Here is a 16,031-nt window from a genome sequence, read left to right on the forward strand (position 1 = left end):
GCCGGTGCGCGCCCTCGCCCGGCCAGGGCCCTGGAAGCGCGGCCCGGTGCTCGCGGCGCTGGCGGTGGTGCTCGGCCTGGTCATGGCGGGGCACGCGGCGATCACGGACTTCGGGGGCCTCGGCAGCCTGGTGGAGACCTTCCTGCCCTGGTTCGGCCTGGGCGTCCCGGTGCTGCTGGCCGGGGCGCTCCTGCGCCGCTCCGCCACCGCCGTGGTCGCGCTGGTGGTGCCGGTCACGGTGTGGCTCACCCTCTTCGGCGGGCTGCTGACCGACAAGACCGGCGGGGAGACCGGCGCGAAGACCGGCGCGTCGGCCGGCTCCTCCGCCGCCGGAAGACTGGTCATGGTCAGCCACAACGTCAACGCCGACAACCCCGACCCGGCCGGCACCGCCCGTGACCTGGCCGCCTCCGGCGCCGACCTGCTGGCGCTGGAGGAGCTGACCCCGGAGGCGACGGACGCGTACGAGAGCGCGCTGGCCGCGTCGTACCCGTACCACGCCGTACGGGGAACGGTCGGGCTCTGGAGCAGGCTGCCGCTCTCGGAGACCCGGCCGATCGAGATGGAGCGGGACGCCGGGCCGCTGGGCGACGCCAAGCCGGCCGAGGCCAAGCTCGCCCAGAACCGCGCGCTGCGCACCACGGTGGCCACGGAGCGCGGCCCGCTGGCGGTGTACGTGGCGCACCTCGGCTCCGTACGGGCGCTTCCCCGGACGGGGTTCTGGACGGAGAGCCGGGACGCCGGGGCGGCGGCGCTGAGCACGGCCGTCGCCGCCGAGCGGAACGGGCGGGTGGTGGTGCTGGGCGACTTCAACGGCACCATGGACGACCGCGCCTTCGACGGACTCACCGCGCGGCTGAGCTCCGTCCAGGAGACGGCCGGGGACGGCTTCGGCTTCACCTGGCCGACCGCCTTCCCGGTGGCGCGGATCGACCAGATCCTGGTCAGGGGCGTGGAGCCGGAGAGTTCCTGGACGCTGCCGGCGACCGAGAGCGACCACCTGCCGGTGGCGGCCCGGGTCAGGTGGTGAGGGGCGGGTCAGGTGGTGAGGGGCGGGCCTGAAGGCGGTGGTCCGGGCGGACCGCCGGCCTCCGCCCCGTCGCCCCGCCCCGCCCCGTCCTCCCCGCCGTACCGTTTCCGCGCCTCGGAGAGCACCCCGAACGCCGCCGCCGTCAGCGGTACGGCGAGGAGCATCCCCAGGATCCCGGCGACGCTCGCGCCCGCCGTGATCGCCAGCATCACCACGGCGGGGTGCATCTGCACCGTACGGCTCTGGATCAGCGGCTGGAGCAGATGCCCCTCCAGCACCTGCACGGCGAGCACCACCCCGAGCGCCCAGAGCCCGATCACCCACCCCCGGTCGACGAGCGCGACCAGCACGGCGACGGTGCCGGAGATCAGGGCGCCGAGGTACGGGATGTACGCGCCGACGAAGACCAGCGCCCCCAGGCCGACCGCGCCGGGCACCCGCAGGACCAGCAGGCCGACGGTGATGCAGACGGCGTCGATCAGGGCGATCAGCGTCGTCCCGCGCATGAACCCCTCGACGGCGCCGAACGCGCGCCGCGCCATCGCCTCCAGCGCGGACCCGGCGCTCCCCGGCGCGAGGCCGTGGAGCGCGCGGGCGGCCCGGCGCGCGTCCCGCAGGAAGAAGAAGACGAGCAGCAGCGCGAGCACGGCGGTGGCGATCAGCTCGCCGACGACGCTGATCCCGGTGAGCACCCCGGAGGCGGCGGTTCCGGCGAATTTCCCGACCAGGCTCCTGGCGCTCTTGGCCAGGTCCTCCAGCGAGGTCCCGGCGGCGCCGCCGAAGTGCCGGCTGATCTCGCGCCCGGCCCGGCGCAGCGAGGAGACGATCTGGTCGCCGCTGTCCACGAGCGCGCTGACCACGATGTACGCGGCGCCGCCCACGACGGCGACGATGGCGACGCAGGTCAGCGCGGCGGCGAGGGAGGGGTTCATACGGAGCGCGAGGAGCCTGCGGTGGAGCGGGCGGAGCAGCGCGGTGCCGAGAAGGGCGAGCAGGACGGGGGTGACGGCCGTCTTGAAGGTGACGCAGAGCCAGATCCCCACCGCCCCGACCCCGGAGACCAGCAGCGCGACCGCGCACCACGCGGCGATCCGCCGGGCGCTCTCGGGCAGCAGGTGGCTCTGGTTCGACGGCGTCCGCACAGCCTCCAGCCGACCACGCGGACCCGGGCGTGTCCTGCGCTGCCCCGCCGCCCGGGTGACACGCCGTCATCCGGGGGGCGGGGGAGGCGGGGCCCACGCCCGCCATGGGGAGGCGCGGCCCCGGCGGTTACGCGTGGTCGGCGGGGACCACGCCCAGGCGGCCGGCCTGGAAGTCGTCGAACGCCTGCCGCAGCTCGGCGTGGCTGTTCATCACGAACGGCCCGTAGTGCGCCATCGGCTCCCGGATCGGCCGCCCGCCGAGGAGGACGACCTCCAGGTCCGGGGTGTGCCCGTCCTGCTTCTCGTCGGCCCGTACGGTGAGCGAGCCGCCCGCGCCGAAGACGGCCGTCTGCCCCAGGTGGAGCGGGCGCCGCTCCGCACCGGCCGTGCCGCGCCCGGCCAGGACGTACGCCAGCGCGTTGAAGTCCTCGCGCCAGGGCAGCGTGATCTCGGCGCCGGGGCGCAGGGTGGCGTGGATCATCGTGATGGGGGTGTGGGTGATGCCGGGGCCCTCGTGGCCGTCGAGCGCGCCCGCGATCACCCGGAGCAGCGCCCCGCCGTCGGGGGAGGTCAGAAGCTGGACCTGGCCGCCGCGGATGTCCTGGTAGCGGGGGTCCATCATCTTGTCGGAGGCGGGGAGGTTCACCCAGAGCTGGAGGCCGTGGAAGAGGCCGCCCGAGGTGACCAGGGACTCCGGGGGCGCCTCGATGTGGAGCAGGCCGGAGCCCGCCGTCATCCACTGGGTGTCGCCGTTGCGGATGGTCCCGCCGCCGCCGTTGCTGTCCTGGTGGACGAAGACGCCGTCGATCAGGTACGTCACGGTCTCGAAGCCGCGGTGCGGGTGCCAGGGGGTCCCCTTGGGCTCGCCCGGCGCGTACTCCACCTCGCCCATCTGGTCCATCATGATGAACGGGTCGAGGTGCTGGTAGGCGACGCCCGCGAACGCGCGGCGCACCGGGAACCCCTCCCCCTCGAAACCGCTGGGCGCGGTGGTGACGGTGAGCACGGGACGGGCCACGGCATCGGCCGGGGCCGCCACCCGGGGCAGGGTCAGCGGGTTTTCGACGGTCACTGCGGGCATGACGGCCTCCTCAGGCTCTCGCACCCAATTTAGTTGAATGCTGAACATCTGACAAGGCGCGCGGTATTCCCGTGGGAGACGTGACGGGGAGAGCGGAGGAGGGAGACGTGACGGGAGAGGAAGGCGTGACAGGGGAGGGAGACGTGACGGGAGAGGAAGGCGTGACAGGGGAGGAAGGCGTGACAGGGGAGGAAGGCGTGACAGGGGAGGAAGGCGTGACAGGGGAGGAAGGCGTGACAGGGGAGGAAGGCGTGACAGGGGAGGCGGCGGCTCAGCCGTACATGCGCCGCATGGCGAAGTCGACCATCTGCTCGACCGCCTTCGCGTCGAACACCATGCGGTGCTCACCCTCCATGTCGAGCACGAAGCCGTACCCCGTGGGCAGCAGGTCGATGACCTCGGCCCCGGTGATCACGAAGTACTTGGACTCCTTGCCCGCGTATCTGCGCAGCTCCTTGAGCGTGCTGAACATGGGGATCACCGGCTGCTGCGTGTTGTGCAGCGCCAGGAACCCGGGGTTGTCGCCGCGCGGGCAGTAGACCTTCGACGTCGCGAAGATCTGCTGGAAGTCCTCGGCCTGGAGCGAGCCCGTCGTGAACGCGCGCACGGCGTCGCCGAGCGACGGGGGCGACGGTTCCGGATACAGCGGCTGCTCCCCGTAGCCACCCGCCCCGGGGCCGCCCATCGGAGGCTGCTGCGGGTGCGCGTACTGCTGCTGAGCGCCCATGTTCTGGTCGTAGCCGTACATGGACGCAAGAGTACTGAGGAATGCCGCTCCCCGGGCCCGGGGTTGCATCTTATTACCGATGGGTAGCATCATCGTAGCTACCAGCCAGTATCCCTATCCGTCCGCACCCCTCCGCATCCCTCTGCTCTTCCGCCTTACCGATCCTTACGGAGTCGTCGTCATGGGGCACTACAAGTCGAATCTCCGCGACATCGAGTTCAACCTCTTCGAGGTCCTCGGGCGCGACAAGCTGTACGGCACGGGTCCGTTCGCGGACATGGACGCGGAGACCGCCCGCTCCATCCTGGAGGAGGTCGCCCGGCTCGCCGAGAACGACCTCGCGGCGTCCTTCGCCGAGGCCGACCGCACCCCGCCGGTCTTCGACCCGGAGACCAGCACGGCGCCGGTCCCGGCCGCCTTCAGGAAGAGCTACCAGGCGTACATGGACTCCGAGTACTGGCGCCTGGGCCTCCCCGAGGAGATCGGCGGTACGACCTCGCCGCGCTCCCTGATCTGGGCCTACGCGGAGCTGCTGCTCGGCGCCAACCCCGCGGTGTGGATGTACGCCTCGGGCCCGGCCTTCGCGGGCGTCCTGTACGACGAGGGCAACGAGGCGCAGAAGAAGGCCGCCGCGATCGCCGTCGAGCGCCAGTGGGGCTCCACGATGGTCCTCACCGAGCCGGACGCGGGCTCGGACGTCGGCGCGGGGCGCACGAAGGCCGTCCCGCAGGACGACGGAAGCTGGCACATCGAGGGCGTGAAGCGCTTCATCACCTCGGGCGAGCACGACATGTCGGAGAACATCCTCCACTACGTCCTCGCCCGCCCCGAGGGCGCGGGACCCGGCACCAAGGGCCTCTCGCTCTTCCTCGTGCCCAAGTACGAGTTCGACGGGGAGACCGGTGAACTGGGGGAGCGCAACGGGGTCTACGCGACCAATGTCGAGCACAAGATGGGCCTCAAGGCGTCCAACACGTGCGAGCTGACCTTCGGCGACCGCCACCCCGCCAAGGGGTGGCTGATCGGCGACAAGCACGACGGCATCCGCCAGATGTTCCGCATCATCGAGTTCGCCCGGATGATGGTCGGCACCAAGGCGATCGCCACGCTCTCCACCGGCTACCTGAACGCGCTGGAGTACGCCAAGGAGCGCGTCCAGGGCGCCGACCTGGCGCAGTTCACCGACAAGCGCGCCCCCAAGGTCACCATCACGCACCACCCCGACGTGCGCCGCTCCCTGATGACGCAGAAGGCGTACGCGGAGGGGATGCGCGCCCTGGTGATGTACACGGCCTCGGTGCAGGACGAGATCGCCCTCAAGGAGGCCGAGGGCGAGCCCACGGAGGCGCTGCACGGCCTCAACGACCTGCTCCTGCCGATCGTGAAGGGTTACGGCTCCGAGCGCTCCTACGAGCAGCTCGCCCAGGCCCTCCAGATCTTCGGCGGCTCCGGCTACCTCCAGGAGTACCCGGTCGAGCAGTACATCCGGGACGCCAAGATCGACACCCTCTACGAGGGGACGACGGCCATCCAGGGCCAGGACTTCTTCTTCCGGAAGATCGTCCGCGACCAGGGCCGGGCGCTGGGCGCGCTCGCCGAGGAGATCAAGACCTTCCTCTCGGTGGGCACCGGCGGCGCCGAACTCGCCCCGGCCCGCGAGGCCCTCGCCAAGGCCGCGGCCGACCTGGAGGCGATCGTCGGCGTGATGCTGAAGGACCTGACGGCCACCGGCGAGGACGTCAAGGAGATCTACAAGGTCGGCCTCAACACCACCCGCCTGCTGATGGCCTCGGGCGACGTGGTCGTCGGCTACCTGCTGCTGCGCGGCGCCGCCGTGGCGACGGAGAAGCTGGAGACGGCCGCCGCCAAGGATGCCGCCTTCTACCAGGGCAAGATCGCGGCCGCGAAGTTCTTCGCCGCGAACGTGCTGCCGGGCGTCGCGACGGAGCGGGCGATCGCGGAGTCCGTGGACACCTCCCTGATGGACCTGGACGAGGCGGCGTTCTAGGACACCCCGGGTCCACGGCGGCCCCGCGTCCGGTGTACGGCGCCGGACGCGGGGCCGCTGTCCGTCCCGGGGGGGGGCTGACCATCCCCGGGGCCGCTGTCACCCCCGGTGCCGACGGCGCTGTCGTACCCCGTCGTTAGGGTTGACGTCATGAGCACTTCCATCCGCTTCGACCGCGGTCACACCGACGACCTGATGTCCTATCTCGGCGCCAGCCCGTCGCCGTACCACGCCGTGGCCAACGCCGCGGAGCGCCTGGAGAAGGCCGGCTTCCGCCAGGTGCGGGAGACCGACGCCTGGACCGGGGAGGCCGGCGGGCGGTATGTGGTGCGCGGCGGCGCGCTCATCGCCTGGTTCGTGCCGGAGGGCGCCGCGCCGCACACGCCGTTCCGGATCGTCGGCGCGCACACCGACTCGCCCAACCTGCGGGTCAAGCCCCTGCCGGACACCGGCTCGTACGGCTGGCGGCAGATCGCCGTCGAGGTGTACGGCGGGACGCTGCTCAACACCTGGCTCGACCGCGATCTGGGGCTGGCGGGCCGGGTCACCCTGCGGGACGGCTCGCACCGGCTGGTCAATGTGGACCGCGCGCTGCTCCGCGTCCCCCAGCTCGCCCCGCACCTGGACCGGTCGGTCAACACGGACGGCCTCAAGCTCGACCGGCAGCGCCATATGCAGCCGATCTGGGGGCTCGGGGAGCCGGAGGAGGGCGATCTGATCCGGTTCGTCGCGGCGGAGGTGGGTGTCGCGGCCGAGGAGATCACCGGCTGGGACCTGATGGTGCACGCGATCGAGCCCCCCGCGTATCTGGGCCGGGACCGGGAGCTGGTCGCGGGCCCCCGGATGGACAACCTGCTCTCGGTGCACGCGGGGACGGCGGCGCTCGCCGCCGTCGCCACCCGGGCCCTCGCGGCGGACCCGGGCGAACCGCTCCCGTACATCCCGGTGCTCGCCGCCTTCGACCACGAGGAGAACGGCTCGCAGTCGGACACCGGCGCCGAGGGCCCGCTGCTCGGCACGGTCCTGGAGCGCTCGGTGCTGGCGCGCGGCGGGACGTACGAGGACCGCGCGCGGGCCCTCGCCGGCACGGTCTGCCTGTCGTCGGACACCGGCCACGCCGTCCACCCCAACTACGGCGAGCGCCACGACCCGACGCACCACCCGCGCGCCAACGGCGGCCCCATCCTCAAGGTCAACGTCAACATGCGGTACGCGACGGACGGCAGCGGCCGGGCCGTGTTCGCCGCGGCCTGCGAGAAGGCGGGCGTGCCCTGGCAGTCGTTCGTCTCCAACAACGCGATGCCGTGCGGCACGACGATCGGCCCCATCACCGCCGCCCGCCACGGCATCCAGACCGTCGACATCGGCGTGGCCATCCTGTCCATGCACAGCGCCCGCGAACTCTGCGGCGCCGACGACCCGTACCACCTGGCCAATGTCCTGGCGGCGTTCCTGGCGGGGTGAGCCGGGGGCGCCGGCCCCCGCCGGGTCCCACCCCCCGCCGGGGCCCCGGCGGGGTCCTTCAGACAGCGGGGCGGGGCCGGGACTCCGACGACAGGCCCTACGCGTCGAGGCCGGCCAGCACCAGCCCGAGCCGGGGCGTGCCCGCCGGGGTGATCACGACCGGGACACCCCAGTCCTGCTGGTGGACATGGCAGGCCGGGTACTCGTTCAGCGGGTCGTCGTCGCAGGAGGCGGCCATCGCCGAGACATGCAGCACCCCCTCCGTGGCCCCGTCCGCCAGCACCAGGTCGCGCCCCAGCTCCGTACCGGCGCCGCCGCCCGCCGCGAGGAGTTCCGGCGGGGTCGAGGAGACCAGGAGCCGGGTGGAGGGGCCGTACCGGGTGTCGAGCTTCTGCCCGGTCGGCGCCGTGAAGACGACGTCCAGCCGGAGCGCGCCCGGCGCCACCTCCGTCGCGGCCCGCCGCGTGCGGTGGGCCACCGACTCGACCCGTACCGCCTCCTCCGGCAGCCGCAGCCGGGTCAGCCGGTGCCGCGCGGACTCGACCACCACGATGTCCTCGCCCGCCAGCACCGCGTCGCTCGGCTCGCGCAGATCGGTGGCGAGGGTGGTCACCTCGCCGGTCGCGGGGTCGTAGCGGCGCAGCGCGTGGTTGTACGTGTCGCAGACCGCGACCGAGCCGTCGGGCAGCGCGGTGACGCCCAGCGGGTGCTGGAGCAGGGCCTGCCCGGCGGCGCCGTCGCGGTGCCCGAAGTCGAAGAGCCCGGTCCCGACGGCCGTACGCACGACGTAGCCACCGGCGTTGCCCCCTCCGGCGCCCGCGCCCGCACCCGCGCCCTCGCCACCGTCCTCGCCGCCCGCACCCTCGTCCCCGCGCTCCCGCTCCACGTACCGCAGCGCGCTGGTCTCGGAGTCCGCGATCCACAGCCGGTCGCCCGCCGCCGCCAGCCCGGACGGCTGTGCGAACCACGCCTCGGCGGCGGGCCCGTCCACCAGCCCCTCGTTGGTCGTCCCGGCCACCGCCTCGACGGTCCCGGCCGCCGGGTCGTACGTCCAGAGCTGGTGCGTCCCGGCCATGGCGATCCAGACCCGCCCCTCCCACCAGGCGACGTCCCACGGCGAGGAGAGCGACACCTCGCGCGCGGGCCCCGAGGTCGGCGCCCCCTGCCACCACTGGCGGCCCGTCCCGGCGACCGTCTCGACGGCACCGCTCACCGGGTCGTACGTACGGAGCGCGTGGTTGACGGTGTCCGCGACGATCACCCGCCCGTCGGGGAGGAGCGCGAGCCCCTGCGGCTCGCTGAAGGAGTCGGGGCCGAAGCCGCGCCGTCCGCTGCCGATGCGCCGTACGACGGTCTCGGCGTCCGCATCCACCTCCACGAGCTGGTGCCGGGTCGAGTCGGAGACGAGGAAGTGCCCGCCGGGCAGCTCCACCGCCTTGCCCGGGAAGCGGAGATCGGTCGCGACCGGCTCGGGCGCCACATACGGCCCGTCGCCGCGCCGCAGCGTCCCCTTCGCGGCGTGCTCCGCCTCCAGCTCTTCCACCAGCCGGGCCAGCGCGTGCGCGTGCCCCTCACCGGCGTGCTGCGCGACGACATACCCCTCGGGGTCGATCACGACGAGCGTGGGCCAGGCCCGTACGGCGTACTGCTTCCAGGTCGCCAGCTCGGGGTCGTCCAGTACGGGGTGGTGCACCTCGTACCGTTCGACGGCGTCGACCACGGCCCGGTGCTCGGCCTCGTGGACGAACTTCGGCGAGTGCACCCCGATGACCACCACGGTGTCGCGGTGCTTCTCCTCCAGCTCCCGCAGTTCGTCGAGCACATGGAGGCAGTTGATGCAGCAGAACGTCCAGAAGTCGAGAATGACAATGCGTCCGCGCAGGTCGGCGAGGGTGTAGGAGGTGTCGCCCGTGTTGAGCCAGCCGCCCTTGCCGATCAGTTCGGGGGCGCGCACGCGGGCGCGGCGGGAGGGGGCGGGGGTCGCATCGTTCATGGGTCAAGGGTGCCACTCCCCGGCCACTCCCTCCCCCTCTGCCCCATCCGTCCCCGTGCGGTCCCGTACGGCCCTGGCTGTCCGGGCGCCGGGCGGGTAGACGTACGCCATGAAATATCTGGTGCGGGACAAGATCTTCTCGATCGGCGACGACTACTGGATCGAGGACGAGGACGGCCGCAAGGCGTATCTGGTCGACGGCAAGGCGCTGCGGATCCGGGACACCCTGGAGCTGAAGGACCCCTCCGGGCAGGTCCTGGTCACCCTGCGGGAGAAGCTGATCAGCCTGCGGGACACGATGACCATCGAGCGGGACGACGAGAAGCTCGCGACCATCCGCAAGAAGCGGCTCTCGCTGCTGCGCAACCACTACCGGGTCACGCTCGCCGAGGGCACCGAACTGGATGTCAGCGGGCGCATCCTGGACCGGGAGTTCGCCATCGAGTACGACGGCGAGCTGCTGGCGCACATCTCGCGGCGCTGGCTGCGGGTGCGGGAGACGTACGGCGTGGACATCGTCCGGGAGGACGCGGACCACCCGCTGATGATCGCGGTGGCGGTGTGCGTGATCCGGATGGCGGAGAAGGAGCGGGACGACGGTTGACGGCCGGCCGGCGGAAGGGGGTCGGGTATTTCGCCCGGTTGGTCCGCTTCTGATCCGGTCTGGCGGAGCGCGGCGCGCACAGTACCACCGTCCTGGCATTCACGACGTCAACACGGGCCCTACGATCGTCACACGAAAGCACTGCCGGGCTGCCACCGGGCAGCGTAACTTAGCTGCCGAACCTCCCACGCAGCCCGCAGCCGCAGCCGCCCGCCCGCAAGCCAGCCAGCCCGCGTACCGCAGAACCGCCGAGGGGTCCCGTGACCGTCCATCCCAGCCTTCAGAACTACGCCGATGCCTGGTCCCACTCCGTCGAGGCCATAGCCGAGCTGGTGCAGCCGCTCGTCGAGGGCGAGTGGAACCGCCGCACCCCGTGCCCCGGGTGGTCGGTGCGGGACATCGTCTCGCATGTCATCGGCCTGGAGTGCGAGATGCTCGGCGACCCCCGGCCGATCCACTCGCTGCCGCGCGACCTCTACCACGTACGGGACGACCACACCCGGTACATGGAGATGCAGGTCGACGTGCGGCGCCACCACACGGCGCCGGAGATGACCGCGGAGCTGGAGTACACGATCATCCGCCGGAACCGGCAGCTCCGGAACGAGAACCGGTCCCCCGAGACCAAGGTGCGCGCGCCGCTCGGCACGGAGCAGACGCTGGAGACGGCGATGCGGATGCGGGCGTTCGACATCTGGGTGCACGAGCAGGACCTGCGGACGGCCCTGAACGCCCCCGGGAACCTGGACTCGCCCGGCGCCCAGGTCACCCGCGACGTCCTGCTCGCCGCGCTGCCGAAGGTGGTCGCCAAGGACGCGGGCGCGCCGCCGAACTCGGCGGTCGTGATCGACGTCAACGGGCCGCTGGAGTTCCTCCGTACGGTACGGGTGAACGCGGAGGGCCGCGGCTCGATCGACGGTTCGCCCTCGCTCGGCCCGGTGGTGACGCTGGCGACGGACTGGGAGACGTACTACCGGCTGGCGTGCGGACGGGTGCGGCCCGGGGCGGTCGAGGACCGGGTGAAGGTGGACGGGGACCAGGCGCTGGCGGAGGCGATCCTGGGCAGCTTCGCGGTCACGCCGTAAGGCGCCCGGCCCCGTACCTTCCGTCACGCGGGTACGTGGACGACCTCCACCCGGCTGGCCACCAGCCGCTCGCGCTCCCGGCGTGCGGTACGGGCGCGCAGCCGCAGGATCTGGACGATCCCGATCGCCTGGAGGACGAAGACGGCCGAGAACGCGATCCGGTAGTTGTCGCCGGTGGCGTCCAGCAGGACACCGACCGCGAGCAGCGTCGTCATCGAGGCCGTGAAACCGCCCATGTTGACGATTCCGGAGGCCGTCCCCTGACGCTCGGGCGGGTTCGCGGGGCGGGCGAAGTCGAAGCCGATCATCGACGCGGGCCCGCAGGCGCCGAGCACCGCGCAGAGCGCGACCAGCAGCCACATCGGGGCCCGGTCGCCGGGGTACGCGATGACGACCGCCCAGACCAGCGCGGTCGTCCCGACCGTGCCGAGGGCGAGCGGGGCGCGGGCGGCGTGGTGCCGGGCGATGACCTGCCCGAACACCAGCCCGACGACCATGTTGGAGAGCACGATCAGGGTGAGGAGCTGCCCGGCGTCGGCGCGCGAGAGCCCCTGCGCCTCGACGAGGAACGGCAGCCCCCAGAGCAGCAGGAAGAACATGGCGGGGAACTGGGTGGTGAAGTGCACCCACAGCCCCAGCCGGGTCCCGGGCTCGCGCCAGGCCGCCGCGATCTGCTTCCGTACGTACGTGGCGCCCGCGTGCTCGACGGGCGGCGGCTCGTACCCCTCCGGGTGGTCCCGGAGGAAGAGCACCAGCAGGACGAGGACGAGGACCCCGGCGAGCGCGCTGCCCGCGAAGGTCGTGGTCCAGCCGAGGGAGCCCAGGGTGCGGGAGATGAAGATGGTGGAGACGAGGTTGCCCGCCATCCCGAACAGGGCGGCGATCTGGGCGATCAGCGGACCGCGCCGGGCCGGGAACCAGCGGGTGCCGAGCCGCAGCACGCTGATGAACGTCATCGCGTCGCCGCAGCCGAGCAGCGCGCGGGCGGCGAGGGCGGTGGCGTACGAGGGCGAGAGCGCGAAGCCGAGCTGCCCGGCGGTGAAGAGGACGACGCCCAGGGTGAGCACCTTCTTGGTGCCCAGCCGGTCGACCATCAGGCCGACGGGTATCTGCATGCCCGCGTAGACGAGGACCTGGACGATGGAGAACGTCGACAGGGCCGAGGCGTTGATGTGGAAGCGCTCGATGGCGTCGAGCCCGGCGACGCCCAGGCTCGTACGGAAGATGACGGCGACGAAGTAGACGGCGACGCCGATGCCCCACATCCAGGTGGCGCGCCGGCCGCCGGGCGGATCGCCGGGCAGGGTGACGGAGACGGAAGTCACCAGTCCTCACCCCGGACCAGCACCTTGACCCGGCTGACGTGGCGGCGCACACAGGCCGCGGCGGCGTCGGCGTCGCCGGACCTGATGACGTCGAGCATCTCGGCGTGCTCGACGACGTTCTTGGCGATCCGGTCGGGGTGGGCCTCCAGCACGGCGACGCCCATCCGCAGTTGCCGGTCCCTGAGCTGGTCGTACAGCTTGGAGAGGATCTGGTTGCCGGCGTTGCGCACGATCTCCGCGTGGAAGCACCGGTCGGAGACGGCGACCGCCCCGAGATCCCCCTCCTCGGCCCGCTGCCGCTGCTCCTCCAGCAGCTCCTCCAGCCGCGCGAGGAGCGCCGCGGAGGCCGGTACGGCCTTCCGTACGGCGTACTCCTCGACCAGCAGCCGGGTCTCGACGACATCCGCGATCTCCTGCGCGGAGACGGCCAGCACGAGGGCGCCCTTCTTCGGGTAGAGCTTGATCAGCCCCTCGACCTCCAGCTTGAGCAGGGCCTCGCGCACCGGGGTCCGGGAGACACCGACGGCCTCGGCCAGCTCCCCTTCGGTGAGCAGGGTCCCGCCCTCGTAACGGCGGTCGAGGACGGCTTCCTTGACATGGCTGTAGACACGGTCGGCGGCAGGCGGTTGTTTGACGGGAGCGGCGGGGGCGGGCGGCATGCGCACATCATAGATACAACAGAGGTGCAACAGAAAAACCGTTCCGCCATCCGGACACCGTCCTTTTAGACTGCCTTCCGGGGCAGGGCCGTAGCGCAGAGGTGGACGCGCGCGGTCTCCAAAACCGCGAGGACGCCGGTTCGACTCCGGCCGGCCCTGCCGCCACGGTCCCACGGCCGATACCCCCTACTCACCACGGCGAAGGCGCGCCCTGAATTAGGGTTTCGGCATGCTTGCTCTCACCTCGCCCCTCTTCCCCTTAGGCCGTGTTGCCGAGTGAACAGACCACTCAGACACATAGCCATCTTCTGCGGACTGCTGATGCTCGCGCTGCTGGTACGGGCCAACTGGGTCCAGTTCGTCCAGGCCGGGGATCTCTCCACCGACAAGAAGAACAGACGCGTACTGATCAATCAGTACGCGGTGCCGCGCGGCAACATCGTCGTCGGCGGCCGGCCCATCACCGGATCGGTGCAGGTGGAGGGCTCGGACTTCAAATACAAGCGCACGTACACGAACGGCCCGATGTACGCGCAGGTCACCGGCTACGCCTCGCAGTCCATGGGCATGACCCTGCTGGAGAACACCTACGACGGTGTGCTCAGCGGCACCGACGACCGGCTCGCCTTCGAACGGTTCACGGATGTCGTCACCGGCAAGGAGCGGCGCGGCGGGGACATCATCACGACGATCGACCCCAAGGCGCAGGAGGCCGCTTACAAGGGACTCACCGGCCTCAAGGCCCGGGGCTCGGTGGTCGCGCTCGAACCCGCCACCGGCAAGGTGCTCGCGCTGGTCTCCACGCCCTCCGCCGACCCCGGCACCTTCTCCGGCAACTCCCTCAAGGAGAGCAAGGAGTTCACCTCGCTCGACGCCGACAAGGGCAAGCCGCTGGCCAACCGGGCGCTGCGGGAGACGTTCCCGCCCGGCTCCACCTTCAAGATCCTCACCGCGGCGGCGGCGCTGGAGCACGGCGTGGTCACGGACGTCGACGCCTCGTCGGGCGCGGCCTCGCCGTACCCGCTGCCGCTCTCCAGCAACAAGATCGGCAGCCAGGCCGGGGACGCCGTCTGCGACAAGGCGTCGCTGAAGACCGCGATGCAGTACTCCTGCAACAACGTCTTCCTCGACGCCGCGGTGAAGCTCGGCAACGACAAGATGCTGGAGACCGCCGAGAAGTTCGGTTACAACAAGGACGTCTACTCCGACGAGATCGGCGACCTGCGGGCCGTGAAGAGCCTCTACCCGAACGGCCTGGACAAGCCCGGCACCGCGCTGACCGGCATGGGACAGGGCAGCCTGACCAGCACGCCGATGCAGATGGCCATGGTGACCGCCGCCCTCGTCAACAAGGGCAAGGTGATGCAGCCCTACATCGTCGACGAGGTGCGCACGCCCGCCCTGGACACCCTGGAGAAGCACGAGCCGAAGGAGATGAACCAGGCCGTCTCCGAGGAGACCGCGGCGAAGGTCCGCGAGATGATGGAGCACACCGCCAAGGAGGGGAGCGCCCAGCGCGCCCTGATCGACGGCATCACCGTGGGCGGCAAGACCGGCACCGCGCAGCGCGGCGTGGACGTGCGGGAGCAGGTGCCGTACGGGTGGTTCGTGTCGTACGGCATCAAGCCGGACGGCAAGTCGGTCGCCGTGGCCGTGTTCATCGACCCGACCGCCATGGACATCTCCCGCGAGGACATCTCCGGGGGCAGCCTGGCCGGGCCCATCGCGCGCGATGTGATGAAGGCCGTCCTGGAGAACTAGGGCCGGGAGGGCACCAGGGCCTGTCCGGGGTTGTGATCTGGATCAGGGAGCGGGGCGTGGTGCGTGCGTACGTGCCACGCCCCCGCGAGCCCGGATCACGACCCCGGATCACGACCCCGGCCAGGCCCTTAGGGCCTGGCGCCCTGCCAGTTGCTTTGTCAGCGCGTGAAGTGCTCGGCGAGGAGCCATCCGGTGACCGTGTAGGCGGCGAGGGCGGCGCTGACGACGAGCACGGTCCGTACCGCTCGCAGGGCGCGTGCGGCGTCATCGGGACGCATGCCACTCGCGGACCGGCCACCGGAGCCGGAACGGAAGCCGGAACGGGAGGCGGATCCGGAACCGGTCGATCCACCGGGGCTTGCGGTGCCTGCGGCGGCGGGAACGGGCCGGGGGCTGTGCGTGGCGCGGCAGTATGTACGCGGGCTGGGGCCGGTACGGGGGTCTTCGGTACGGGGGTACGGGGACGGGCTGCGCCCTGAGGGTGTACCGGCCGCTGAAGTCATCCGCGTCGAGAGCGAACTCCGCGCCCGCGTGAAGCCGTTCCCGGGCGGCTCTCTGCGCCTGCGGGGTGTGGTACCAGAGGCGGAGGACGGTGGGTACGTCCGGATCCGGGGACCATACGGGGGCGAGGGTGCCCCGTGGTGCCCACCCGCCCCCCGGGCCGGGGTCGAGCCCGTCCGCGATACGCCGGGCCTGCTGACGCAGAAAGACCAGAGCGGTGTCCGCCGTCACCGCCTGCCGGGCGGCGAGAACAACCCGTACCAGGGTCCCGCTGGCCGTGGGCCCCTCGCAGACCACGGTCACGTTGTAGAACTGGGCGCTGCTCATGCCGGGCGCCGCCGGGCGGGAGGCGCGGCCGGGGCGGGAGGCGTGGCCGGGGGCCGCTGCCTCCGGTGGAGTTCGGCCAGGGCACGAAGCTGGATCCGCTCCCGCTCCGTCGCGGGCCGCACCGCGTTCAACGTGGCCTGCCAGGTATGCCCCGAGGGGCGGACGAGGCAGACCAGTGATCCGGCGAAGGAGCTGATGAGGCCCGGCATTTCGGTCCGCCGGTCGTACGCCGCCATTCCGACCCGCAGGCCGGACAGCGCGGGCAGTGAGGACGGACCGGACTCCGCGCCGGACGGGGTGGACGGCAGGGACCGGCGGCGCGGC

At 71.9% G+C, this 16,031-nt stretch carries 14 protein-coding genes and 1 tRNA gene; 7 read left to right on the forward strand and 8 right to left on the reverse strand.

The annotated features are described in order from the left end of the window. Positions 1–4 precede the first annotated feature (4 nt). Complete coding sequence (locus tag AB0O07_RS34790) at positions 5–1,030, forward strand: endonuclease/exonuclease/phosphatase family protein (protein ID WP_365641189.1); 1,026 nt, start codon at positions 5–7, stop codon at positions 1,028–1,030. An 8-nt stretch (positions 1,031–1,038) separates the two neighbouring features. On the opposite strand, the gene AB0O07_RS34795 is transcribed toward AB0O07_RS34790, so the two are convergent. The 3 genes from AB0O07_RS34795 to AB0O07_RS34805 all read right to left on the reverse strand — a co-directional run bounded on the left by AB0O07_RS34795 (position 1,039) and on the right by AB0O07_RS34805 (position 4,001). Then, positions 1,039–2,172, reverse strand: coding sequence for an AI-2E family transporter (locus tag AB0O07_RS34795; protein WP_365641191.1), 1,134 nt, complete (start codon positions 2,170–2,172; stop codon positions 1,039–1,041). Positions 2,173–2,299: 127 nt separating this feature from the next. Then, the gene (locus AB0O07_RS34800) at positions 2,300–3,253 is read right to left on the reverse strand and encodes a pirin family protein (RefSeq protein ID WP_365641193.1); all 954 of its coding nucleotides are present in this window, start codon (positions 3,251–3,253) and stop codon (positions 2,300–2,302) included. 271 nt (positions 3,254–3,524) lie between these two features. Further along, on the reverse strand, positions 3,525–4,001 hold the full coding sequence (locus AB0O07_RS34805; protein ID WP_365641195.1) for an SseB family protein: 477 nt from the start codon (positions 3,999–4,001) through the stop codon (positions 3,525–3,527). A 160-nt stretch (positions 4,002–4,161) separates the two neighbouring features. Between AB0O07_RS34805 and AB0O07_RS34810 the strand changes: the two genes are divergently transcribed. Continuing rightward, positions 4,162–5,988: an acyl-CoA dehydrogenase gene (locus AB0O07_RS34810; RefSeq protein ID WP_365641197.1), complete on the forward strand. Its 1,827-nt coding sequence runs from the start codon at positions 4,162–4,164 to the stop codon at positions 5,986–5,988. Positions 5,989–6,138: 150 nt separating this feature from the next. After that, complete coding sequence (locus tag AB0O07_RS34815) at positions 6,139–7,452, forward strand: M18 family aminopeptidase (RefSeq protein WP_365641199.1); 1,314 nt, start codon at positions 6,139–6,141, stop codon at positions 7,450–7,452. Between the two features lie 97 nt (positions 7,453–7,549). On the opposite strand, the gene AB0O07_RS34820 is transcribed toward AB0O07_RS34815, so the two are convergent. Further along, on the reverse strand, positions 7,550–9,445 hold the full coding sequence (locus tag AB0O07_RS34820) for an NHL domain-containing thioredoxin family protein (RefSeq protein ID WP_365641202.1): 1,896 nt from the start codon (positions 9,443–9,445) through the stop codon (positions 7,550–7,552). A 109-nt stretch (positions 9,446–9,554) separates the two neighbouring features. Here AB0O07_RS34820 and AB0O07_RS34825 point away from each other — a divergent pair, with 109 nt between their 5' ends. Together AB0O07_RS34825 and AB0O07_RS34830 are read left to right on the forward strand one after the other, a co-directional pair. Further along, positions 9,555–10,049, forward strand: coding sequence for an LURP-one-related family protein (locus tag AB0O07_RS34825; RefSeq protein WP_365641205.1), 495 nt, complete (start codon positions 9,555–9,557; stop codon positions 10,047–10,049). A 260-nt stretch (positions 10,050–10,309) separates the two neighbouring features. Then, entirely contained in the window at positions 10,310–11,134 is an 825-nt protein-coding gene (locus AB0O07_RS34830; protein WP_365641207.1) for a maleylpyruvate isomerase family mycothiol-dependent enzyme, read from the forward strand. Positions 11,135–11,157: 23 nt separating this feature from the next. Here AB0O07_RS34830 and AB0O07_RS34835 read toward each other — a convergent pair whose 3' ends face one another. Together AB0O07_RS34835 and AB0O07_RS34840 are read right to left on the reverse strand one after the other, a co-directional pair. Further along, entirely contained in the window at positions 11,158–12,399 is a 1,242-nt protein-coding gene (locus tag AB0O07_RS34835) for an MFS transporter (protein ID WP_365641230.1), read from the reverse strand. A 56-nt stretch (positions 12,400–12,455) separates the two neighbouring features. Beyond that, positions 12,456–13,118: a GntR family transcriptional regulator gene (locus AB0O07_RS34840; protein ID WP_365641210.1), complete on the reverse strand. Its 663-nt coding sequence runs from the start codon at positions 13,116–13,118 to the stop codon at positions 12,456–12,458. 84 nt (positions 13,119–13,202) lie between these two features. On the opposite strand from AB0O07_RS34840, the gene AB0O07_RS34845 reads away from it, so the two are divergent. Together AB0O07_RS34845 and AB0O07_RS34850 are read left to right on the forward strand one after the other, a co-directional pair. Beyond that, positions 13,203–13,277: transfer RNA gene (locus tag AB0O07_RS34845), tRNA-Trp, on the forward strand. A 117-nt stretch (positions 13,278–13,394) separates the two neighbouring features. After that, positions 13,395–14,879 carry a penicillin-binding protein 2 gene (locus tag AB0O07_RS34850; protein WP_365641213.1) on the forward strand — a complete coding sequence of 495 codons (1,485 nt, stop codon included), beginning with the start codon at positions 13,395–13,397 and terminating at the stop codon, positions 14,877–14,879. A gap of 264 nt (positions 14,880–15,143) precedes the next feature. Here the strand turns inward: AB0O07_RS34850 and AB0O07_RS34855 are convergent, their stop codons facing one another. Next, positions 15,144–15,707, reverse strand: a complete 564-nt coding sequence (locus AB0O07_RS34855; protein ID WP_365641215.1) for a hypothetical protein — start codon at positions 15,705–15,707, stop codon at positions 15,144–15,146. Beyond that, on the reverse strand, positions 15,704–16,031 hold a 328-nt coding region (locus AB0O07_RS34860), incomplete at its 5' end, for a hypothetical protein (RefSeq protein ID WP_365641218.1). The genes AB0O07_RS34855 and AB0O07_RS34860, both read right to left, overlap by 4 nt.

It is taken from the genome of Streptomyces sp. NPDC093085, assembly GCF_040683935.1.
Lineage (GTDB): Bacteria > Actinomycetota > Actinomycetes > Streptomycetales > Streptomycetaceae > Streptomyces.